The following is a 21,883-nucleotide window of genomic DNA, read 5'->3' as shown; positions in this document are numbered from 1 at the left end:
GTCGGCCCGCCACCTGCGCGGGCTGAAGGAAGTGTCCCATGTCTGCCATGCTCGAACCCGAGGAACTTGTTCTCTCCACGCTGGAGAGCGACGGCTCCCGGCGCTGGCTGCTCCCGCGTCTGTCGAAGGGACGCTACTGGCATGCCCGCCGGTTGGTCGGCATCTGCCTGATCGTCGTGTTCGTCCTGCTTCCCCACCTCCGAATCGGCGGAAAGCCGGCCATCTTTCTGGACGTCATCACCCGCCACTTCACGTTCTTCGGGCTGACCTTCCTGCCGACCGACACGCTGCTGCTGGCGCTGTTCATGGTCAGCCTGTTCCTCACGATCTTCCTGCTCACCGCCATCTTCGGCCGGGTCTGGTGCGGCTGGGCCTGCCCGCAGACTGTCTACCTCGAATTTGTCTATCGGCCTATCGAGCGTCTGTTCGATGGCACCCTCGGCAAAGGCGGTCGCCCCGTGCGTCCTCCAGCCGCCTGGAAGCGGATTGCCAAGCTCGCAGTCTATCTCGTGATTTCGACGATCCTGGCCCACACGTTCCTGGCCTACTTCGTCGGCGTTGACCGCCTGTCTCACTGGTTCCGCCGCTCCCCGGTCGAACATATGGTCCCCTTTCTGGTCATGGCGGTGACGACCGGCCTGATGATGTTCGACTTCGCATACTTCCGCGAACAGCTCTGCCTGGTCGCCTGTCCCTACGGACGCTTCCAGTCGGTCCTGCTCGATCGCCGGTCGCTGATCGTGGCCTACGACCGACTCCGCGGCGAACCGCGCGGCAAACCGATCAAGGAACTCCCGGTCCTGCAGGACGCTCCGAAAGTCGGCGACTGCGTCGACTGCGGCCTTTGCGTGCGAACTTGCCCCACCGGCATCGACATCCGCAATGGCCTGCAGATGGAGTGCGTCCACTGCACACAATGCATCGACGCCTGCGACGAGATCATGGACCGTCTGCACCGTCCGCGCGGCCTGATCCGCTACGCCTGCCAGGACACCATCGACGGGGCCCCGACAAAGAAGTTCCGCATCCGCATGGTCCTCTATCCGCTGCTGCTCCTCGGGAGTTTCGGCGCATTTCTCACCGTGCTCGCAAACCGGCAGCCGGTCGACGTCACCGTCCTCCGCAACCTGGGCATGCCATTTGTCGTGACCGCCGACGGCGGCGTGCAGAACTCGCTCCGCATCAAGCTCGTCAATCGAACCGAAACGCCATTGACGCTTTCGATCACTCTCGGCGAGGAGGATCGCGATGTCACCCTCGACGCAGGGGAGGGCACACTGACGCTGCAGCCCGATCAGACCGTGACTCAGCCCCTGCTGCTCACAGCCCCCCGTCAGTCGTTCACCGTCGGCGCCCGCGACATTCAACTGATCCTCCGCGACGACAAACATCAGCCAAGGACCATTCCATGTCGGTTGCTGGGACCATAACCCGCACTCCCGAAGAGCTGGAGACCGTTGCCCGCTGGAAGTGGGCCGGACTGGTCGTCGGGCTCCTCGTGCTCCAGGTGCTGATGGGGGGCTTCGCAGCCCTGCTGGCCGTCAGCGATCCGGCTTTTGCCGTCATTCCCAATTACCACGAGCGCGCCATGCACTGGGACGACGTCGTCGCCGCCCGTCAGGCCAGCGCCGCTCTCGGCTGGAAGTCGCGGGTCGTCGCCGCCGACTCCGCGGATCTGTTCGGCAAGCGTCGCCTGACGATCAGCCTCCAGGATGATACGGGACAGCCGCTCGCCGACGCACAGGTGCGACTGCAGCTCTACCACCACGCCCGACCGCTCGAAATCCAGGAAGTCCCCCTTCTGCCCGACGCTGCTGCGCCGGGACAGTATGTCGGCGATGCCATCGTCCGCCGCCAGGGGCTCTGGGAAGTCGAACTGACCGCCGACCGCGACGGCCAGCACTACCTGGCGACGACCCGCGAAGAGTGGAAATTCCGCTGAGCCTCGCATCCGTCTCCGGTCGACCCACACGTTGAAGTCATCATGAATTTCCCTCTCGCCGCCACCGTGTTTGCCGCCAGCCTGCTGGGGAGCGCTCATTGCGCCGGCATGTGCGGCCCGTTTGTGATGCTGGCGACCGGGACCGATCGCAGCCGGTCGAACTTTCTGGGCGCATTGAGCGCTTACCATCTCGGGCGGTTGACCACTTACCTGGTCCTTGGACTCTTCGCCGGCCTGGCCGGTCTCGCGCTCAACCGCACCGGACAGCTCTGGGGACTGCAGCAGGTCGGCGCTTACGTCGCCGGCGCCGCCATGCTGCTGATGGGTGGCGTTTCGCTGCTCCGACTGCTGGGGGTGCCCTGGAGGCAGTTCCCGATGCCGCGCGGCTGGGTCCAGACGATTCACGCCGGCTTTCGCCGCGCCGCCCAATGGTCTCCCATCCCAAGGGCCTGGTGGATCGGCGCCCTGACGACCTGGCTCCCCTGCGGCTGGCTGTATGCGTTCCTGCTGATAGCCGCCGGCGCCGGTTCGCTGGCCAGTGCACTGACGCTGATGACCGCCTTCTGGCTCGGCAGCCTCCCCGTGCTGAGCCTGCTCGGCTGGGGCGCTGCCGCCCTGGCCCCCCGCTGGCGGACCGCCATGCCCTGGATCTCCGCCACCGTCATGCTGCTCGTCGGAACCTGGACCCTCGCCGCCCGCGCCAGCGCCGATCCGGCCCGACTCACGGCCGAAGTCTCCGCCTGTCCGACCGTCGTCGAACAGGTCCAGGCAGCGTCTCAAGCGAAACTCCCGTGCTGCCATGTCGACTGACACCCTGATGCCCCCCGTGGAATCTCGACGCGAACCGGCCGCAGAGCCGGTCCGGGTGGCCTGTACCCATTGCCGCCTGCCCGTTCCCGCCGGGCTGATCGATCGTTCGCGCGAGGAACAGTTCTGCTGCCACGGTTGCGCAGGAGCCTGGCAGATCATCCACGGGCATGGCCTCGACGGCTTCTACGACATCTGCGACCAGCTCGACACCCGCCCGCAGCCGGCCGGGCCGCGCGACGAACAGTTCGCCGAGTTCGACCACGAGGCCTTTCAACGGCAGTACGTCCGCCCCCTGGCCGGCAATCTTCGCGAAGTCACTCTGCTCATTGAGGGCCTGCATTGCGCCGCCTGCGTCTGGCTCCTCGAAAAACTCCCGCAACTGGTTCCGGGCCTGCTCGAAACCCGCATCAATCTGGCCCGCCGCTCCGCGTCCGTCCGCTGGAATCCGCAAACCGTCACGCTCTCGGAAATCGCTCGCCGCTTCGCTGACCTCGGGTATCTGGTCCACCCGGGCACCCTTGAAGCTCAGGCCGAACTCCGCATTCGAGAAAACCGCCGGCAGCTTCTGCGGCTGGCCGTTGCCGGTGTGTGCGCGGGAAACGCAATGCTTGTCGCCATTGCCCTCTACGCGGGCTGGTTTTCCGGCATCGCCGCTGAGCACGCCACCTTTTTCCGCTGGGTCAGCGCCGGCCTGGGCCTGGTTTCGCTCGCCTGGCCAGGCGCCACATTCTACCGCGGCGCCTGGCAGGCCCTCCGCAGCCGATCTCCGCACATGGACGTCTCGCTCGCCATCGGCCTGACGGCCGGCGGCGTGATGGGGCTCATCAACACCATCCGCGGGACCGGCGAGATCTACTTCGACTCCCTCTGCATGCTGATCTTCGTGCTGCTCGTCGGACGCTACTTTCAGTTCCGCCAGCAGCAGCGGGCCGCCGACAGCGTGGCGCTGCTGCGCAGCCTCACCCCTCGCACCGCCCGACGATTCGATTCGCTCGGCGTGCCGCAGACTGTGCCGGTCGAAGCCCTGCAGACCGGCGACGTCGTTGAAATCCGCGCTGGTGATCTCGTCCCCGCGGACGGCGTCGTCGAATCCGGTCGCTCCACCCTCGACCAGTCCCTCCTCACCGGCGAATCGGCGGGCATCCCGATCGCCGTCGGAGATGCCGTCACCGCCGGGGCGACCAACCTGACATCGCTGCTCCGGGTCCGCGTGACCGCAGTCGGTCGCGACAGTCGGATCGGGCGGATTTCCGAACTGGTGGAATCCGCTTCGCTCAGCCACGCCCCGATCGTCGAGCTGGCGAATCGAGTGTCGGGCGTTTTTCTGTTCGTCGTCCTCGGACTGGCGGTCGTCACGCTGACTCTCTGGCGGTCGGCGGGGATCGACATCGCCCTCGAACATACCATCGCCCTGCTGATCGTCGCCTGCCCGTGCGCGCTGGGGCTGGCGACGCCCCTGACGATCGCCGTGGCCCTCGGACGGGCCGCTCGCAGTTCCATCCTCATCCGCGGCGGCGAAGTCTTCGAACGATTAACGCGTCCGGGCATCCTCTGGCTCGACAAAACCGGTACGCTGACCACCGGTCGCATGACCCTCCGCAACTGGCTCGGCGATCAATCTTTGCAGCCCCACGTCCGCGCGCTGGAGCAGGGGGTTGTCCATCCGCTCGCCGAATGCCTCGTCCGGGATCTCCCACCCGCAGCCGAATCGCAGGACGTCTCGGTCGTTGATTCCGTCTACGAACCAGGTCGCGGCGTCAGAGGGATCGTCGGTGGTCGCCACCTGCTCGTTGGATCGCGGCGGTTCCTCACGGACCACAACGTCGATCTCGCCGCAGAAGCGCGATGGAAGACGCTGTTGCCGACCATCGGCGCCTCGCCGCTCTATGTGGCGGAGGGGGGGCGGCTCGTCGCACTGGCAGCCATCGGCGACGGCCTCCGCCCCGACTCGGCGGCGGCCGTGGGGCAACTTCAGAGGATGGGCTGGCAGGTCGGAATTCTATCGGGTGACCAGCCGGAAATCGTCCAGGCCGTGGCGAGCCAGCTCGGCATTCCGCCGGAACGGGCCATCGGCGGAGCGATCCCCGAGGACAAGCTCGCCATCGTGCAGCGGGATGCGCTGTCACACACGGTGGTCATGGTCGGCGACGGCGTGAATGACGCCGCCGCCCTGGCCGCGGCTGACGTCGGCGTGGCCGTCCACGGCGGCGCCGAGGCCAGTCTGCAGGCGGCTCCGGTCTACCTCGGACAGCCCGGCCTGAGATCGCTGATTGGGCTGCTCGAAGGGAGCCGGAAAACCGTGGCCGCCATCCGCTACGGTCTGCTCCTCTCGCTGGCGTATAATCTGACGGCGATCGGGCTGGCCGTGGCGGGCTGCATCACGCCGCTGCTGGCCGCCGTTCTGATGCCCTTGAGTTCCCTCTCCGTCACCACCCTGGCTCTGCTGCAGCGCACATTTCCGAGGCAACCATGAGCGTCCTCTATATCGCGGTGCCGGTCGCCATCGCTTTGGGAGCAGCCGCCCTGGCGGCGTTTGCCTGGACTTTGCGATCCGGGCAACTCGACGATCTGGAAACGCCGCCGTTCCGAGCCGTGTTCGACGATCCCCCGACCGTCCCGCGTTCGCGGTCCAAGGGGAGCGATCCCAAGGCCGCTGCGGACGGCAGAAACCCTTCAGCCGGCAGGCCGCAGCCGACTTGACGGTCAACGATGCCGAAAGGCAACACTTCTGCTTGCAGGCCGGGAGTCGCGCGGTAACCTGCGGGCTGACGTTTCCCGAGGGCTCGCCGATCAGCCCTTATCGATCTCTCGAAAAGGCGTCCCAGCATGCGCATGCTCCCGTCCGTGTCGCTCGTTCTCGCGTCTGTCTCCGTCGTTGCGCTGGCGGCCAGTCTGCCAGCGGCGAGCGCCTGTACTCGCGCCGTCTATCTCGGCAAGGACGGCATGGTCGTCACCGGACGATCGATGGACTGGAAGGAAGACCTGCACAGCAATCTCTGGATCTTCCCCCGCGGCATGCCGCGCGACGGCGGCCTGGGCGCTGCCTCACTCAAGTGGACCAGCCGCTACGGCAGCGTCGTCGCCTCGCTCTACGAGGGCGGGTCGGCGGACGGAATGAACGAGCAAGGGCTGGTCGCAAACCTGCTGTATCTCGCTGAATCCGAGTACCCTCCGGCCTCCGATACCCGCCCCGCCGTCGTGATCACCGCGTGGATGCAATATGTTCTCGACAACTTCAAAACGGTCGCCGAAACGGTCGCCGAACTGAAAAAGGAATCGTTCCGGGTCGTGCCGGTGGTCGCTCCCAACGGAGCCGCCGGGACCGTGCACCTCGCCATCTCCGACCCGTCGGGCGATTCGGCGATCTTCGAGTACGTCGGCGGAAAGCTCGTGATTCACCACGGTCGTCAGTTCCAGGTCATGACCAATTCCCCGGTCTTCGACGAGCAGATCGCCCTCGACAAATACTGGCAGCAGATCGGCGGAACGGTCATGCTGCCTGGCACGAATCGGGCCGCCGACCGGTTCGCGCGCGCGTCCTTCTACATCAACGCCTGCACCCAGACCTCGGAGCCGCGCGAAGCCGTCGCCAGCGTCTTCAGCGTGATGCGCAACGTCAGCGTTCCCCGCGGCATCAGCACGAAGGATCAACCGAATATTGCGTCGACCCTCTGGCGGACGGTTGCCGACCAGAGAAGCCGTGTCTATTACTTCGAGAACACCGCCAGTCCCAGCCTGATCTGGGTCAAGCTCCGTGAGATTGACTTTGCCGCGGGGACCGGCACCCGCAAGCTGACCCTGGTCGGCAATCCGGATCTCGGCGGCGACCAGACGAAGAGCTTCCTGCCGGCGGAGCCGTTCAAGTTCCTGGCCCCTGAAATCAAGTAGCGGACTGAGCAGTCGCTCCTCTTCCTCCTCCCGGAGTTCTGCAGGCCCGAATCCGCGTCGGCCCCTCTCCGACGATCGCCCTGCCGCTCGACGGACCGCTGAACCGACCGCTCTGCAGGTCCGTCATTCGCCGCGGACTCCGGCCGGAACTTTCAAGCGGCCGGCAATTTCCGGTATTGTGGCGGGAGCAAGCTCCCTGCGGACGCTTACGCTCGTTTTCTCCGGAAGGACACCACAGATGCCAGCATCGCACCAGATTTCCCGTCGCCAGTTTCTTCAAGGGGCTGCGGCCGCGGGAGCCGCCAGCGTTCTGCTCCCGTCGGCGAATCGTGCCTTCGGGAGGGAATCCTCCAACGCCCGCCCGGTTTTCGCGACAATCGGCCTGCGCAATCAAGGGTGGGCGATCACCAGCAAGTCGTTCAAGTTTGCCGATTTCGCGGCTCTGGCCGACGTCGATGCCAACGTGCTGGGCGACTACGTGGAAAAGGTGGAGAAAGCCCAGGGTAAGAAGCCCGACGCCTACAAGGACTACCGGAAGATCCTCGACCGGAAAGACATTGATGCGGTCATGATCGCGACGCCGGACCACTGGCACACCAAGATCGCCGTCGAAGCCATGTACGCCGGCAAAGACGTCTACTGCGAAAAGCCGCTGACGCTGACCATTGATGAGGGGAAGCTCATCGAAAAGGTCGTCAAGGAGACCGGCCGGGTGTTTCAGGTCGGCACGATGCAGCGGACCGAAATCGATCAGCGGTTCCTGCAGGCCATCGCCCTGATCCGGGACGGCCGCATCGGCACGGTGAAGAAGGTGACCTGCGGCATCAACGGCATGGAAGCTTCGCCGGTCATTCCGGAGGCACCGGTTCCCGAAGGACTGGACTGGGACTTCTGGCTCGGACCGGCCCAGCAGGTGGCCTATCGGGCGCTCCCGGAGCTGCGCGAAGGTTACGGCGGCGGCGTGCCGCTCTACAGCAATTGCCATTACTCATTCCGGAACTGGCACGAATACTCCGGCGGAAAGCTCACCGACTGGGGCGCCCACCACGTGGACATCGCCTGCTGGGCGCTCGGCGCCAGCGAAACGGGGCCGAGCAAAGTCACCCCCGTCGATTACACGTTGCCGGTCGAGTACAAGGACGGCAATCCCGTCGTCCACGATCAGTACAACGCGGCGACGAAGTTCAACATCCGCGTCGACATGCCGAACGACGTCGAAATGATCATCACCAGCGAAGGCGACAACGGAATTCTGTTCGAGGGGACGGAGGGCCGGTTCTTCGTCAACCGCGGCAAGATCGCCGGCAAACCGGTCGAGGATCTGAAGGACAAGCCTTTGCCGGAAGGGGCGATCGAAGCGGTTTACGGCGGCAAGGTGAGCGAGAACCATACGGCGAACTTCATTGAAGCGATGCATTCGCGGAAGCAGCCGATCTCCGACGTCTGGTCGCACAACCGGATGCTCGAGATCTGCCACCTCTCGAACATTGCGATGCGTCTGGGCCGGGAGCTGAAGTGGGATCCCGTCCAGCGGGAGATCATCGGCGACGCGCAAGCGAATTCCTTCCTGGCGCGCGAAAGCCGCAAGGGATTCGAAATCAACATGTAACGCTCCGTTCGACGTGAGCCCGGGGGCCGGGAGCGATTGGCAGCCAGCCCTTCCGCCCCCGGCGTTTCACTCAGTTCAGCGAAAAGCGCCTCGCAATCAGGCCACTTGCTCGGGCGATTCGCAATTCGCGACTCCCGATTCCCTTCCGGAATCTGATTGACCGCCCGTCTCAAACCCGATAGATTCATATCGGTTGATATGTTGATCCCGCCAAGTACCCCCGCCTGCCTCGTCGGAGTCCTGCCATGTTCCGCATTGAAGCTGGAACGTCCGGTCGCTATTGCGATGGCCTGAATCGCCGCAGTTTCGTCCAGCTTGGCATGGCCGGGATGGGCGCCCTTGGCCTGCCGCAACTCCTTCAGGCCAAAGAAGAATCGGCCAATCAGGGGCTTTCCCGCAAAGACACCTCCGTCATCCTCATCTGGCTGGACGGCGGCCCCGGGCACATGGATCTCTACGACCTCAAGCCCGAAGCCCCCGCCGAGTACCGCGGGATCTGGAACCCCATCCGCACGAACGTCGAGGGCATGGAGATCTCGGAACTGTTCCCGCTGCAGGCCCGCTGCGCGGATAAGTTTTCGATCGTCCGATCCCTGCACCACGACAACGGCGACCACTTCACCGCCGGGCACTTCATGCTCACCGGCCGGGGCGGCGCCAGCGGGGCAGATACCCCCGGCAAAGCCCCGTTCGTCGGCTCCGTCGCGACCAAAATGACCGGCCCCCGCCAGCCCGGCATGCCGCCGTATGTCGCCGTCCCCTACGGGATGAGCATCGGCCTCCGCCCAGGCTACTTCGGGGCGAACTACCTGGGCGTCGCCAACAACCCCTTCGAAACCGACGGGGATCCGAACAATGCCAGCTTCAAGGTCCAGAACATCGAAATGCCCGGCGGCATGTCGCTCGACCGCCTGGAAAACCGGACGGCTCTTGCCCGGCAGTTCGACCGGCTCCGCCGCGACGTCGACGCCCGCGGCACGCTCGAAGCCATGGACCGCTTCGATCAGCAGGCCTTCGAGCTGGTCGCCGGCGCGTCCGCCCGCAAGGCGTTCGATATCAGCCAGGAAGATCCCCGCATGCGGGATCGATACGGACGACACTCGTGGGGTCAGAGTACGCTCCTCGCCCGCCGGCTCGTCGAAGCGGGAACGACCTTCGTCACCGTTCATCTCGGCGGCTGGGATCACCATTGGGATCTCAAGTCGGGCATGGAACGCTACCTGCCGATGGTCGACAGCCTTGTATCAGCGTTGTTCGAAGACCTCGAACAGCGCGGCCTGTCCGAAAAGGTCATGGTCATGCTCTGCGGCGAGTTCAGCCGGACCCCCCGCATGAACAACGGCGGCAACGGCGGACCTCCCCTCAGCATGGGCACCCCCGGCCGCGACCACTGGGGGAACGCCATGTTCTGCCTGATGGGTGGCGGCGGCATCAGGGGCGGCCAGATCGTCGGTTCGACCAACCGCCTCGGCGAAGTCCCCCAGGACCGCCCGGTCACTCCCCCGGACATCCATCACACCATGTTCCGCGTCCTGGGAATCGACCCGCACGTGAACTTCCTGAATCACTCCGGCCGCCCCGTCCCGGCCCTGGAGCCGGGAACGGTGCTTGAGGAACTGCTGTAGACGGCGGAAAACTCGAAATCCGAAGCAATCGCCAAATCTTAAACACCAGACTCCAAACAGGACGATGCGACTGGGGTGGCTGGCTTCGGAGTCTTCGACGACCCAGTCCGCAGCGTGGGCTGTGCCCACCTTCTTCTTCGCCTCTTCACTCGACCTGTTTTGTAGCGTCCGTACGTCCCCGGCCTGCCGGCGGAACGGCCGCCTCGGCCGCGGGATTCATCGCTTCGAGGACCTCATCGGCCAGCCGTTCAAATTCTCGCAGGGTGCGAGGGTTTCCAACCACGACCACGACCCTCTCCTCGCTCCGCGTTCCGGTGACCTCCTTGATTTCGACGCTGGCGGTCTCGGCCAGCATCTTGATGGTCAGCCCATCCAGGCGGGAGCGAAACACGCGATTGATCGACCGCTCTTGGACCACTTCACCCGTCGTGATCTTCAGAACTTCGTCTTCGATCATGTAGTCCAGCCCCTGCGGCAGGAGCAGCAGATTCAGCAGACTGTGCAGCGCGACCCCGTGAATCTGGAGCGTGACCGGCGTATCGATTCCGATCCCGGCATCCTGCAGCTTGACCTCATCGGCCCAGATCTGAATGTCGTGGTGCTGCTTCAGGAAGTCGAGCGCTTCCTTCAGAGGCATATCGACGAAATCAACCTCTGAGGGCTCGCGCAAGGCTTTCTCGATTCTCCGTTCCAGATCGGTAGCACCCGCCCGCTGCAAGGCCGGCCCGGACGGACTGCCGCCCGCGATACCCGCCGGCATCGTGCCAGCGTCGAGGAGTATCATCCCGGATCCTCCCGCGCGTCCCATCACGAAGCCGGAGGCCCCTCCCATACCGGCCATCATCCCGGCTCCGCCAGGCATCCCCGGCATTGCTCCGACTCCTGGTCCGCCTCCCATCCCACCCATCACTGAGTCCGACCGCACGATCTTCAGATTGCCGTCAATTAGTTGCGTTTCCAGGCCATGCGGCTTCAGCAGCAGTCGCAGGGCCGTCTTTGTCGAAACTTTGCCGATGTTGAGATCCACCTTCTCCAGCGGATTCACGCCGAGTCGTGGCAGCTCCTTGACCAGGTCCAGTTCGATTGGCAGGCCGTTGAGCTGCAGCGTCGTCAGCATGGCGATCCAGTCGACCTGCTGGTAGGCGAGTTCGATTGGCCGTGCCAGCAGTTCGTCGAGCGTTTCCTGGTCGAGCGGCATCGAAAGCTTCGCGCCCGGAGACCCTCCACCTCCCAGGCCGCCGCCGGCGCCCGGGAATCCGCCGCCCGAGAATCCGGAAAGTCCTCCCGGGGCATCTCCGCCGCCAGTCCCGGCTCCAGCATTGAACGGTCCACCGCCCAGCGCACCACCGCCAAACGCTCCCGAAGCCCCTTCCGGGAATGCCCCGGCGGGCATCGGCGCACTTCCTGCCCCGCCACCTGCCGCGGGTGCTTCCACGGCGACCGGCGGCGGCTCTTCCGCCGCCGCCAGCACGATTTCACTCCTGACCGGCGTCAGTCCCGACGGCCCCTCCGCCGCGCCGACCGTCAGACCGTTCCCCAGCAGCGTCCAGCCCAGCAGCGTCACGGCCAGCGTACCGCCGGCGGCAATCGCCCCGCCCAATGTCAGTTTCTGCAGCCACATGATTTTCAGCTCCTGTTGAAAGAGTGTCTCCGCCCGCGGGGCGTTCGAGGCGTTTTCCCACACCTGTGGCGATTGCATCGTCGCCGCCTGAATCGTCGCTTCCACCAGCGGCGACCAGTCCGCCGCATAGACGGCCGTCTCCTGCACGGCGACCGCCGCCAGCGTCGTCGTCAGCACAACGCCCCGCCGGGCCAGCCGCGCCCGCAATTCCGTCCGGCCGCGCTTGAGCAACCCGTCCACGGCCGATTCCGTCGCCCCCATGACGCCGGCGATTTCCCGCTGCGTCAGGCCTTCGAGGTAATGCAGCACCAGCGGTTCGCGGTAGCGGTCCGGCAGCCGTGCCAGCTCGGCGTCGAAGACTTCCAGGTCGTGCCGGGCCGCGACTTGTTCGAAAGGGTTTTCAGTCTCATGTGGTTCCATGCCGGCCTCCATCGACTGCTGCCGGGCCAGCTTCGATCGCAAGCGGACAGCGATCCGCCACGCGGTGCCATACAACCAGGCCGACAGCGACCGGGGTTGCCGGAGGCGCAGTCCTCCCCGCAGCAGGACCAGAAACGTCGCCTGAAAGGCATCGTCGGCGTCGGCCGCCCGGCCCAGAATTCGCCGGCAGACACCCATGACCAGCCGGCCATGCCGACGAATCAGCTCCTCCGCAGCCTGACGGTCGTGCCCCTCGGTGAAACGCAGGAGCAGCTCGGCGTCAGTCCGGGAATCGGAGGCGGGATTCAATGGCAGCGGGGTGGCGGACATGAGCGACCAGTCGCGATGAGACAGGGATGTTCATCACTATAGTGCCGCGAGTCGCGGCGCGCGGGCGCAGAATTTCGAAAGAATTTCAGAATCGGTCGGGCAGCGAAAAGCGGCCCGGCAGACAGGGTGTCTGTCGGGGCTGGGAGTGATGTTGCTGATTGTCGGCGGGTGTTGTTGGAAGTTGTCGCTCCAACATCGGGGGCGTCTCCAACCAGTCCCACCAGATTGTTTTCGGCTCATCGCGACATGTCCGTCAACAGGCGAACGATCGCGTGCTGGGTGCAGTCGTCCCAACCCTGACGCAGAATACTGGCTCGACTCCAACTGACCGAACAATAGCCATCGATGGACTGAATCGTCGCGGCGTCGACAGCACGGTCGGTTATCGCTGCTCCAGCACAAGCCGTGATCACCAGGGTACAGGCAGCCAGAGGAATTCCAAGTGCGCTCATTGTGAATTCCTGCGAGCGTTCCTCAGCTCCAGTCGGATGAGCCGGAATGAGTCAGGGAAGTCGAGCGAATCTGTGATTCATTCCGTACAGCGATCTCAAATCGCCTCGGCAATTTCTGCTGCCAGCCATCAGTGGCGGCAGTCGTTGACGTGACCGAGAAAGGTTTGCGCGTGTTCGAAAACTGAAGTCATTCCCACATCAATTCCTGGTCAATGACGGCCCTGCGATGCTGCTTGAGGAGCAGGAACTGTTGCAGGAGATTGACGAGTTCGTGACGTTGAATCGGCTTGAACAGGCAGGCGTCGCAGCCGGCGGCGATGGTGTTGGCGCGAGCGCGATCCGTATTGTCCGCCGTGACGGCGATGATTGGCCCGGTATAACCGAGCTGGCGGATCTGCCGGGCCGCCGTGTAGCCGTCCATGACGGGCATCTGCATGTCGAGCAGGATGGCGTCGATCGGTTCGCGGCAGTTGATCGCAGCGTTCACAAGTTCGACGCCGGCCTGTCCGTTTGATGCATCTCGGACAGTTGCCCCGGCTTTGGTGACAATTCGAGAAAACAGGGCAAAATTCTCGGGACTGTCTTCCACGATCAGAATGAGGCGTCCCAGCAGGTCACCGGCAATCAGGGGCGTCGCGTCGGGAGTCGGCTGCTGAGCGGGAGCCATGTCGGCTGATTCGAGCGCGATCCAGAACGACGCGGTGGTCCCCCGGCCGACGATGCTGGCGAATTCGATGCGTCCTCCCAGCAGTTCGGCGTAATGCTTGCAGAGTGGGAGGCCGAGGCCGGCGCCGCCGTAAGTCCGCGAGGAGGAGGAGTCGGCCTGCATGAACGGCTCGTAGATTTCTTCGAGTCTCTCGATAGGGATGCCAATGCCGGAATCGACGACGTCGACGCGAAGTTGGGGAGGCTTTGGTGAGGGATCCACCATCATTCGCACGAGGATGCCGCCGGACTGCGTGAACTTGAGCGCATTCGAAACGAGATTGACGGCGATTTGTCGGAACTTGTCGGCGTCGGATTCGATCAGTTTCGGGATACCATGACCGATCTGCGTCTCCAGCAGGAGACCTCGGATGGCGGACTGGGAACGAAACTGTTGCACTACGTCGTTCAGGACGGTGATGGGCGAGAAAGTGTCGATGACGAGCGTTGCCGTTCCGGCTTCGGCTCGCGCCAGGCTGAGCAGGTCATCCAACAGGAGGAGCAGTTGGCGGCCGTTGGTGCGAATGCGGTCGGCGAACTCGGCCGTCTCGTCGGCCCCCGGGGCATCGCAGATCAGCTCTGCAAAACCCAGGATAGCGGTCAGGGGCGTGCGGAGTTCGTGACTCATGTTGGAAAGGAATTCAGACTTGGAGCGTCTGAGGCCGGCGACCTCGTCAGCGAGGAGCCGGCTCACGTTCTCAAGCCTCTTCCGTTCGAAAGCCCAGTCGTCCGCGCGACGGCTCTGAAGGTCGACCTCTGCTTCGAGTGCTTCGATTCGCTGCCGAGCGGCATTCTGTCCGTCGCAATTGGGGAGGAGCGTGATCGACCGACAGCCGCCCGTCGACGATGGTTCCCCGGCCACGAGCAGCCCTGTCAGAAGGGAACCGTCGCCACAACGCAGCGTGGTCGGGATGGTGTCGCGCGAAGAAATGCCGTCGGCGTCATCGAGGATCGCGCGGAGGGCGGCCTCGGCGAAGTCGTCGCTGCGCGGCTCCAGCAGGGCGGTCAGCGGGCGACCAACCAGGTCAGAGGCCGAATACCGAAGCAGATGCTCTGCAGCTCGATTGAGAGACAGGATCTTTCCGCAGGCAGTGATCTGGGCGACTGCCGACGACGACGCGGCGGAAAAACAATTCTCGTCGCACGGAGCGGTCGACTTCGGCAGAAGCATGGCAGTGGTCACGGGCAGGAGTTGCAGGAAGGTGCAGGCGCCGACGCTCTCGCACGACGTATACTGCCGGACGCAGTCAGTTCGACGCGTCTTGCGAATGTAATCTCGGGCACGTTGACGGCGACTAAGAAGAAATCGGCATTTGTGTCGGCGGTTTGCGCAAAATGTCGATCTGATCAAACGGGAGCCTGATGAGCCGACGTCCCGTGGGACATGCCTTTGATGACTTGGATTCCGCCCACGCAACTTCTGTGAATGTTTCCCGCTTCTGACGATCTGGGATCCATTGCCCATGACGTGCTCAAGAAACGCCCCGAAGTACCTTTGCCGGCGATGCCTGGGAGAGTTCGCCGAGCCAGCGCCACGCCTGCTGTCGTGGGACCGCCGCTGTTAGTGAATCATCCCGGCATTTGGATGAGGTTTATTGCCGTGCGAGCGTCACTTTCGCCTGGCATGCGAAAAAATTGGCCGCGAGCGATGGTGCAGTGTACGGATCCGGCTCCCCAAGACATCGGATGAGACCGGAAACGATCGAAAACGATGCCTTTTCTTGTAACCCTTGCAAGCTGAAGGGATAGTGGACAATCTAGTCGTCGGCAGCGTCGCGTCGGCATTGAGGAATCGCCGTTGAGACGGGACGGACCGCAGAACGGCGGCGGGTTTCCGCTAAGCGATATTCACTTTCAGTGGGACGCTTGCAGCACCAGGAATTCGAAAGTTAAAGTTCCGAATGCTTTCTGGCCGTTACTTCGCCGATAGATGTCACAATTGCGACCGTCAATTGTGTGATTGTCGCCGGGTCTTCTAAATTGCAGAAAGCACTCCTGCCAGATTTGCCCGCCATGACTTCGATTGCTGCTGCATATTCCATCCGTCTGCGACCTCTGATTGAGCACCTTCGGAAACTGGGGCATCCGGTCGAGCCCGAATTACGCCGCGTCGGGCTGCCGGAAGCTGTGCTGGAATCCGACTACCTGCCGATCTCTTCCTATCGGCTGTGGGAGTTCAAACAGTCGTTGAGTCTCCGTATGGGAAACTTTGCGCTGGTTGCGCAAGCGTTGGAAGAAACCAGTCTCGATAACCTGCTGATCGTCAGCGAACTTCTGCAGTCGCCGAATCTAGGCACGCTGCTGGAAAACCTGCGCCGGCTCCTGGCTTACGATGCCCCGAACGGGGAATTCTGGATCGAATCGCTGGGTGACGAACTGCAATTGCGAACTCGCTTCAAGCCACACTTGCTGCCGCACACCAACGTGTTCTGCGATCTGACCAAGCTGGTCTGGTTGCGGCGCATGGTTCGACTCGCCGATCCTGCGTTTACGCCTCACGAAGCTCTGATATGCGGCTCGTCGATCGGGACGCTCCCGCAGCAACTCGAACCTCTGGGGTGGCACAACCTGCGCTTTAACCAAGGGGTCAACGGCTTCTCGATTCCCCGAAGCATGCTTTCGCTGCCGATCCTGGCGGCGGAAGGCGGCGGGAATCGGGGTCTCGGACCGACGCGAGTTCATAATTTGATTTCGCTGCAGCGCCCGGAATCGTTCTCCGGGATCGTCCGCTGGGTGATCGACGCCTATCAACCGAAGCAATGGCTGACCTGTGCACAGGCGGCCGAGGCCATTTCCGTCAGTCCGCGCACGTTGCAACTGCGTCTGGAGGATGAACGGCTCTCCTATCGGCAGCTCATCGACGATTGCCGCATCCGACAGGCAAAGACGCGGTTGCTGTCGACCAGCATGACGATGGAAGAAATCAGCGACGAACTGGGTTATTCCTGCAAGTCGGCCTTCCTCCGTGCGTTCCGACGCTGGACCGGAGTCAATCCGACGGAGTATCGGCGAGAGCAGTTGCATCGAATCGCCGCAGCCAGGTCATCCAGCTTGCGATTGAATTGAGCCCTTTGCGCTGCGCCGTCGCTCTTCCGTGGCTGGCGCTCTCTCGGCGTGATCTACGCCGGCGCTGCAAACCGGCCTTTAACAGACGTCGTGCCTGTATCGCTCCGCGTACATGGCTTCGCACGGAGTGCACCAGAAGTTTCAACTCGAAACTGATGACGTAGCCTCACGTGTCGGCTGATTCCGAGATCTCGAAGCGGCACGCAGCACCGTCAACTGCCTGCACCTGCTCGGCGAGCTGATCCTTATGAGCGGCGTCGTCGTCATCGCCTGAGCCGGCAGCCTCCAGGGGATCGTGAAATGGGCGAAGGCGCACGAAGGGTGGTTGAAGCCGTCCCTCGAACTCCCTGGAAGCGTCCAACCGCAAGAGACCTTTGGCCGGCTGCTGGCGACGATCAAACCCGCCACGATTCAGCAATGATCTCAACAGCGGATCGCCGCTCAAGGCAAAGCGCTGCAACGCTCGCACGACCGCCAGCGGAAGCTCGGCCCGCTGTTCCACATGAGTGACTGGTCGGTGCGGAGCTGGACCAGCCTGGGACACCTTGCAATGGCCGAGGGACCCAATGAAATCGCGGCGATCCCCGAACCCCTCGAACGACTCGACGTGCGAGGATCGTTCGCTACGGTCGAAGCCGCCGGCCGCCTGAATGAGATCGCGGTGCAGATCGTTGCTGGCGAAGCGGCCGACTCGCCGGCGCTGAAGAGGAAATCAGGAGACGCTGCATCGGGAGGTGCAGGCACAGTCTTCGAGCACCTGGAGAAAGACTTTGCGGACGCGCCCGTCCGCCGTCACGTGGAACGGACTCAGGCTCACGGACGCACTACCAGTTGGCGCCAGCAGAGCCGAGCGGGTCTTTGCCGGGCCGACCATGGCATGAGTGACAATTCGCGCAATGACCTTGGGGGCGTTAGCGCGAGGTTCGCATGCCTGCGCGCCGTGGAGGATACAAAAGGCGCAAAGCGGTGACTGTTTCCCGAAAGCGACACGCGTTGAAAAAACGTGCCATACGGTTGCCTGCATAACACGACAGGCAAGTCAATGACGTGCGGGGTCAATCCAATGAATTGCGATATGTCCGAGTTTATGGAGGCATTCTTCGAAGATGCCCGCGAGCATCTGGCCATGATGGAGCAGGGCCTGCTCGGCCTCGAAGCGGACCCGCAGAACATTGAACTTGTGGACGGGATCTTTCGCGGCGCCCACACGATCAAGGGCAACAGTCTGATGTTGTCGCTCAACGAGATCGCCAACCTGACCCATGTTCTGGAAAGCCTGCTGGATCGCATGCGGGCGAAGACGATTGCCGTGCTCCCCGAGTATGTGAGCGTACTGCTGCACGCGACCGACGTTCTTGGTTCGCTGCTGCGGGCGGCCAAAGGGGAAGGAGAGCCGTCGACGGAGCTGGCAACTGTTACCGAACAGCTCCATCAGGTTCTCGAGGCCAATGGAGCCGATGCGGCTCCAGAGACTTTCGATGCCGCGGGATACTGCGCCGAGGCAACGGCAAAGTCTGGCAAATCGGTCGTGGAAGTTCCGGCGGACCGGGACGAAGTGCATGACGCTTCCGCCACAGTTTGCGAGCAGACGCCCGAGCCACCCAGGCCCACCGCCAGCGAATCCGCTCAGAAGAAGTCTGCCGCGAAGAGCGGGGGAGCCGCCCACACGGAGGCTTCGTCGATTCGCGTCTCAATCGACAAGGTCGACGAATTGATCAATCTGGTCGGCGAGCTGGCGATTGCTCAGTCGATGGTCAACCAGGCCATTCGCGACCTGCCGATCGAGATCGCGCCGATGCTGGAGGAAGCAATGGCGGCGATGGAGCGCAGTACGCGGGAGGTGCAGGAACGGGTGATGTCGGTGCGGATGCTTCCAGTCGGCACGATCTTCCGTCGCTTTCCCCGCGTGGTCCGGGACCTGTCTTCGAGCCTGGGAAAGAAGGTGGAGCTGGAGATCGTCGGCGAAGAGACTGAGCTGGACAAGCAGGTCATCGAACAGATCAGCGATCCTCTGACGCACCTGATCCGCAACGCGATCGACCACGGTATTGAGAGCCCCGAAGAACGTCTCGCGAGCGGTAAGCCGGAAGAAGGGACCCTGCGGCTCGTGGCGTTTCACGAAGGAGGCAACGTCATTATCGACGTGGCGGAGAACGGGAGGGGACTCGATGCAATCAAAATCCGCAACAAAGCGCTCTCGCTCGGGCTGATCGGACCCAATGAGACGCTGACCGAAGAAGAGTCGCAGTCGCTGATCTTCCGGCCGGGCTTCTCGACCGCATCCGCCGTCAGCGACGTCTCAGGCCGCGGCGTCGGCATGGATGTGGTCAAGCGCAATATCGAATCGCTCAACGGCTCGGTCAGCATCAAGAGCGAAGCCGGCCGCGGCACGCGGTTCCGCATCAAGCTGCCGTTGACCATGGCCATTCTGGATGGCCTGTCCGTCAGCATCGACGGCGAAGTCTACATTCTGCCCCTCCTGTCGGTCGTCGAATCCTTCCGGCCGAAACTCGGTGAACTCAGGAGCGTGCTCGGCGGAGGTGAGCTGCTCGTCGTACGTGGCGAAAGCGTCCCTCTGCTGCGACTGAATCAAACCTTCGGAATCAACGGCGGCGTCACCAACCCGTCCGAAGGCCTGGTGGTCATTGTCGAGAATCAGGGCCGCAAGGTCGGTCTGCTGGTGGACGAGTTGCTGGGGCAGTTGCAGGTCGTGATGAAGAGCGTCGAGGAACACTACGAAAAAGTCGACGGAATCTGCGGCGCCACAATCCTGGGGGATGGACGCGTCGCTCTGATCATCGATATCGGCGGCGTCGATCGACTGTCGCGCCTGACCTTCAACTCGACTGCGACATTCCGCGACGCCGACGACTGTCCGTCGGACCTCGCCCATATCGAAGCGCAGACGTCCCTGGCGACGGCCGACGGCGTTCTCTCCTGAATTTGAACTCTGCCGGTGCAGCTCCGGCCCGAACGAGCTGATGTCCTGTTTCACTTTCGTTCAGTGAGGTGTCATCTGTGAGTAACGATTCGCCGAGTCCCACGACGTCGGGGCAGGACGGAGAGCCCCGTCAGTTTCTGACGTTCACATTGCACGAGGAAGAGTACGCCATCGACATCCTGAAGGTCCAGGAAATCAAGGGGATGTCCAAGATCACGCCGATCCCCAACGCCCCGGCTCACGTCAAGGGCGTGATGAATCTGCGGGGAACGGTCGTCCCGGTGATCGATCTCCGTCGGCGGTTCTCCATGGCATCGGTGGAGGCCGACAACTTAACCGTCATCATCGTGGTCAACGTCGGCAAGCAGGTCGCCGGCCTGGTCGTCGACACGGTTTCGGACGTCCTGAATTTCTCCATGCAGGACGTCGAACCGACGCCCGAACTGGCCGGCGGGCTGGATACGTCTTTCATCACCGGGCTGGCCAAGGTGGAAGAACGCCTGGTGACGCTGCTCAACATCGACAAGCTGCTCACGAAAGCCGAACTGCCGGCAGCCGAGACGCTGGCAGCCTGATTCGCCAATCAATTCCGGACGTTCCTCAGGTGAGCTTCGCACGCACGCTTCGCCTTCAGCATGTTTGTCCTTCCTTGAGAAATCCACAACAAAGGGCCGCGCAATGAACTGGTTCCGCAATCTGAAAACGCAGAGCAAGCTGATGGTCAGCTTCGCCATCGTATGTGTCATCACCGGAACGATGGGCAGTCTGGGTATTCATTCTCTCAGCTCGCTCAGGGAGAATCTGCGAATCGTCTATGCGGACTACACGGTCGCCGCAACAGACGTCGCTAAAGCCGGCGCCGCGCTGGCCCAGTACCGCAATCTCGGCGTCATCGCCAGCGGGGCCAAGGACGAAGCGGAACATGATCGTGCGCTTCGCGAACAGATGGAATGTGCCAAAACTTTGTCCGAAAGCATGGAAGCTTACGCCGCGACAACTCTCCGAGTGTCCCGCGCCGGCCGCAACGAATCGAAGGATCTGGATGCGTTCCGAGCTGCCCTCAAGGAGTATTTCGCGGCGGCGGGCGAAGTCGGCAACACCAGCCGCCAGGCGTGGGGCGCCAATACTGACGAAGAACGCGTCACTTTGCAGAATCGCGCCAGAGAACTGTCGCTGACGAAGTCCGGCCCCGCGCTTGACAAGGCGCTGGCGGCACTCCGCGAGCTGGTGGCGACCATTACCGACGTCGCCGGTGATATGAACAACGACGGACAGGCGACCGCGACCGCGGGCTTCTGGACGCTCTCAGCCGGAACCGTAACTGCAATCGCACTGAGCCTGTTGCTTGGCGTGATGATTGCCCGCATCATCTCCCGCCCGCTCATCGCCACTGTGGAGATCCTCAACGCTGTCGCCGCCGGCGACTTCACGAAGTCGCTGGATGTGGGCACGAAGGACGAAATCGGCCAGATGGCCGCGGCGCTCAACAGCGCCGTCGGCGGCATGCGGAACGCTCTGACCGATGTTCGCCGGGTCGCCGATGCCCTGGCCACCGCGGCTCCGCAGTTGTCGGCCGCTTCGGAAGAAATCAGCTCGGGGGCTCAGGAGCAGGCCTCCAGCCTCGAGGAAACCGCTTCGAGCCTCGAAGAGATTACTTCGACCGTCAAGCAGAACGCCGACAACGCGCAGCAGGCCAACCAACTCGCCTGTCGTAGCCGCGAAGTCGCCGAAAAGGGGGGCCAGGTCGTCCACAACGCCGTCGAAGGCATGAACGAAATCAACAAAGCTTCCAAGAAGATCGCAGACATCATTACCGCCATCGACGAAATCGCCTTCCAGACCAACCTCCTGGCCCTCAACGCCGCGGTGGAAGCCGCCCGGGCCGGCGAACAGGGACGCGGCTTCGCCGTCGTCGCCGGGGAAGTCCGCAATCTCGCTCAACGCAGTGCGGCTGCGGCCAAGGAAATCAAGGGGCTGATTCAGGACTCGGTCCGCAAGGTCGAGACAGGAACGGAGCTTGTGAATCAGTCCGGCCAGACTCTCCAGGAAATCGTGACCTCGGTCAAGCGAGTCACCGACATCGTCGCCGAGATCGCCGCCGCCTCCCGCGAGCAGTCCACGGGCATCGACCAGGTCAGCCGGGCCGTCGCCCAGATGGACCAGGTGACCCAGGGCAACGCCTCACAGACCGAAGAACTTTCCGGGACGGCCGAATCGCTGGCCGGCCAGGCCCAGGAGCTTCAGCAGTTGGTCGCCCGGTTCGTGCTCGGCAACGAGCCGGCCGCGAAGGCGCCGGTGACCTTTGCCGCTCGTCCAGCCGCTCGCAAGCCTGCGGCTGCACCGAAGCGCGCCTCGGCTGCGAAAGCCTTCCGTCCGGAGCCGTCGGAATTCCGGAAGGTGACCGACGAACAACTGACGCACGAACTCGACCTGGTCGGGGCCTCCGTGAACAGTGCTTTCGAAGAGTTCTAACG

At 63.4% G+C, this 21,883-nt stretch carries 15 protein-coding genes and 1 pseudogene; 13 read left to right on the top strand and 3 right to left on the bottom strand.

The genetic code is table 11. From position 1 onward, the window contains the following. The first annotated feature begins 38 nt into the window (after nt 1-38). The 8 genes from ccoG (at nt 39) to SH412_RS14275 (ending at nt 9,874) form a co-directional block, all read left to right on the top strand. Entirely contained in the window at nt 39-1,430 is a 1,392-nt protein-coding gene (ccoG, locus tag SH412_RS14310; protein ID WP_336518688.1) for a cytochrome c oxidase accessory protein CcoG, read from the top strand. After that, complete coding sequence (locus SH412_RS14305) at nt 1,409-1,942, top strand: FixH family protein (RefSeq protein WP_336518687.1); 534 nt, start codon at nt 1,409-1,411, stop codon at nt 1,940-1,942. The genes ccoG and SH412_RS14305 overlap by 22 nt, the downstream gene beginning before the upstream one ends. A 42-nt stretch (nt 1,943-1,984) precedes the next feature. Continuing rightward, on the top strand, nt 1,985-2,752 hold the full coding sequence (locus SH412_RS14300) for a sulfite exporter TauE/SafE family protein (protein ID WP_336518686.1): 768 nt from the start codon (nt 1,985-1,987) through the stop codon (nt 2,750-2,752). Beyond that, nucleotides 2,742-5,225, top strand: a complete 2,484-nt coding sequence (locus SH412_RS14295; protein ID WP_336518685.1) for a heavy metal translocating P-type ATPase — start codon at nt 2,742-2,744, stop codon at nt 5,223-5,225. Before SH412_RS14300 ends, SH412_RS14295 begins: the two co-directional genes overlap by 11 nt. Then, nucleotides 5,222-5,452, top strand: coding sequence for a cbb3-type cytochrome oxidase assembly protein CcoS (gene ccoS, locus SH412_RS14290; RefSeq protein ID WP_336518684.1), 231 nt, complete (start codon nt 5,222-5,224; stop codon nt 5,450-5,452). The genes SH412_RS14295 and ccoS overlap by 4 nt, the downstream gene beginning before the upstream one ends. A gap of 126 nt (nt 5,453-5,578) precedes the next feature. Then, nucleotides 5,579-6,640: a linear amide C-N hydrolase gene (locus SH412_RS14285; protein ID WP_336518683.1), complete on the top strand. Its 1,062-nt coding sequence runs from the start codon at nt 5,579-5,581 to the stop codon at nt 6,638-6,640. A gap of 238 nt (nt 6,641-6,878) precedes the next feature. Then, nucleotides 6,879-8,249 carry a Gfo/Idh/MocA family protein gene (locus tag SH412_RS14280; protein ID WP_336518682.1) on the top strand — a complete coding sequence of 457 codons (1,371 nt, stop codon included), beginning with the start codon at nt 6,879-6,881 and terminating at the stop codon, nt 8,247-8,249. 245 nt (nt 8,250-8,494) lie between these two features. After that, complete coding sequence (locus tag SH412_RS14275) at nt 8,495-9,874, top strand: DUF1501 domain-containing protein (RefSeq protein WP_336518681.1); 1,380 nt, start codon at nt 8,495-8,497, stop codon at nt 9,872-9,874. A 145-nt stretch (nt 9,875-10,019) separates the two neighbouring features. Here the strand turns inward: SH412_RS14275 and SH412_RS14270 are convergent, their stop codons facing one another. Both SH412_RS14270 and SH412_RS14265 read right to left on the bottom strand, forming a co-directional pair. Further along, nucleotides 10,020-12,245, bottom strand: a complete 2,226-nt coding sequence (locus SH412_RS14270) for an RNA polymerase sigma factor (RefSeq protein ID WP_336518680.1) — start codon at nt 12,243-12,245, stop codon at nt 10,020-10,022. A gap of 639 nt (nt 12,246-12,884) precedes the next feature. After that, nucleotides 12,885-14,585 (bottom strand): hybrid sensor histidine kinase/response regulator, encoded by a 1,701-nt coding sequence (locus SH412_RS14265; RefSeq protein ID WP_336518679.1) that lies wholly within the window; start codon nt 14,583-14,585, stop codon nt 12,885-12,887. An 830-nt stretch (nt 14,586-15,415) separates the two neighbouring features. Here SH412_RS14265 and SH412_RS14260 point away from each other — a divergent pair. Further along, nucleotides 15,416-16,468, top strand: coding sequence for a helix-turn-helix transcriptional regulator (locus SH412_RS14260; RefSeq protein ID WP_336518678.1), 1,053 nt, complete (start codon nt 15,416-15,418; stop codon nt 16,466-16,468). Nucleotides 16,469-16,634: 166 nt separating this feature from the next. Here the strand turns inward: SH412_RS14260 and SH412_RS14255 are convergent, their stop codons facing one another. Then, complete coding sequence (locus tag SH412_RS14255; RefSeq protein WP_336518677.1) at nt 16,635-16,970, bottom strand: hypothetical protein; 336 nt, start codon at nt 16,968-16,970, stop codon at nt 16,635-16,637. A 48-nt stretch (nt 16,971-17,018) separates the two neighbouring features. On the opposite strand from SH412_RS14255, the gene SH412_RS14250 reads away from it, so the two are divergent. From SH412_RS14250 to SH412_RS14235, 4 genes and pseudogenes are all read left to right on the top strand, one after another. Next, a complete protein-coding gene (locus SH412_RS14250) occupies nt 17,019-17,438 on the top strand; it encodes a hypothetical protein (RefSeq protein ID WP_336518676.1) in 420 nt (139 codons plus the stop codon). Between the two features lie 123 nt (nt 17,439-17,561). Next, a pseudogene (locus SH412_RS14245) lies at nt 17,562-19,268 on the top strand (chemotaxis protein CheA); the annotation flags it as partial. 218 nt (nt 19,269-19,486) lie between these two features. Further along, nucleotides 19,487-19,984, top strand: a complete 498-nt coding sequence (locus tag SH412_RS14240; protein ID WP_336518674.1) for a chemotaxis protein CheW — start codon at nt 19,487-19,489, stop codon at nt 19,982-19,984. 103 nt (nt 19,985-20,087) lie between these two features. Continuing rightward, nucleotides 20,088-21,881 carry a methyl-accepting chemotaxis protein gene (locus SH412_RS14235; protein WP_336518673.1) on the top strand — a complete coding sequence of 598 codons (1,794 nt, stop codon included), beginning with the start codon at nt 20,088-20,090 and terminating at the stop codon, nt 21,879-21,881. Nucleotides 21,882-21,883: the final 2 nt, after the last annotated feature.

The sequence above is a fragment of the Planctellipticum variicoloris genome (assembly GCF_030622045.1).
Lineage (GTDB): Bacteria > Planctomycetota > Planctomycetia > Planctomycetales > Planctomycetaceae > Planctellipticum > Planctellipticum variicoloris.
Note: the sequence above shows the minus strand (reverse complement) of the source record. Positions and strands in the feature narration are given on the sequence as shown.

What these genes read in the sequence shown, in the direction of transcription:
- ccoG (WP_336518688.1), top strand. Translation starts at nt 39, where the DNA reads ATGTCTGCCATGCTCGAACCCGAGGAACTTGTTCTCTCCACGCTGGAG.
- SH412_RS14305 (WP_336518687.1), top strand. Translation starts at nt 1,409, where the DNA reads ATGTCGGTTGCTGGGACCATAACCCGCACTCCCGAAGAGCTGGAGACC.
- SH412_RS14300 (WP_336518686.1), top strand. Translation starts at nt 1,985, where the DNA reads ATGAATTTCCCTCTCGCCGCCACCGTGTTTGCCGCCAGCCTGCTGGGG.
- SH412_RS14295 (WP_336518685.1), top strand. Translation starts at nt 2,742, where the DNA reads ATGTCGACTGACACCCTGATGCCCCCCGTGGAATCTCGACGCGAACCG.
- ccoS (WP_336518684.1), top strand. Translation starts at nt 5,222, where the DNA reads ATGAGCGTCCTCTATATCGCGGTGCCGGTCGCCATCGCTTTGGGAGCA.
- SH412_RS14285 (WP_336518683.1), top strand. Translation starts at nt 5,579, where the DNA reads ATGCGCATGCTCCCGTCCGTGTCGCTCGTTCTCGCGTCTGTCTCCGTC.
- SH412_RS14280 (WP_336518682.1), top strand. Translation starts at nt 6,879, where the DNA reads ATGCCAGCATCGCACCAGATTTCCCGTCGCCAGTTTCTTCAAGGGGCT.
- SH412_RS14275 (WP_336518681.1), top strand. Translation starts at nt 8,495, where the DNA reads ATGTTCCGCATTGAAGCTGGAACGTCCGGTCGCTATTGCGATGGCCTG.
- SH412_RS14270 (WP_336518680.1), bottom strand. Translation starts at nt 12,245, where the DNA reads ATGTCCGCCACCCCGCTGCCATTGAATCCCGCCTCCGATTCCCGGACT.
- SH412_RS14260 (WP_336518678.1), top strand. Translation starts at nt 15,416, where the DNA reads ATGACTTCGATTGCTGCTGCATATTCCATCCGTCTGCGACCTCTGATT.
- SH412_RS14250 (WP_336518676.1), top strand. Translation starts at nt 17,019, where the DNA reads ATGGCCGAGGGACCCAATGAAATCGCGGCGATCCCCGAACCCCTCGAA.
- SH412_RS14235 (WP_336518673.1), top strand. Translation starts at nt 20,088, where the DNA reads ATGAACTGGTTCCGCAATCTGAAAACGCAGAGCAAGCTGATGGTCAGC.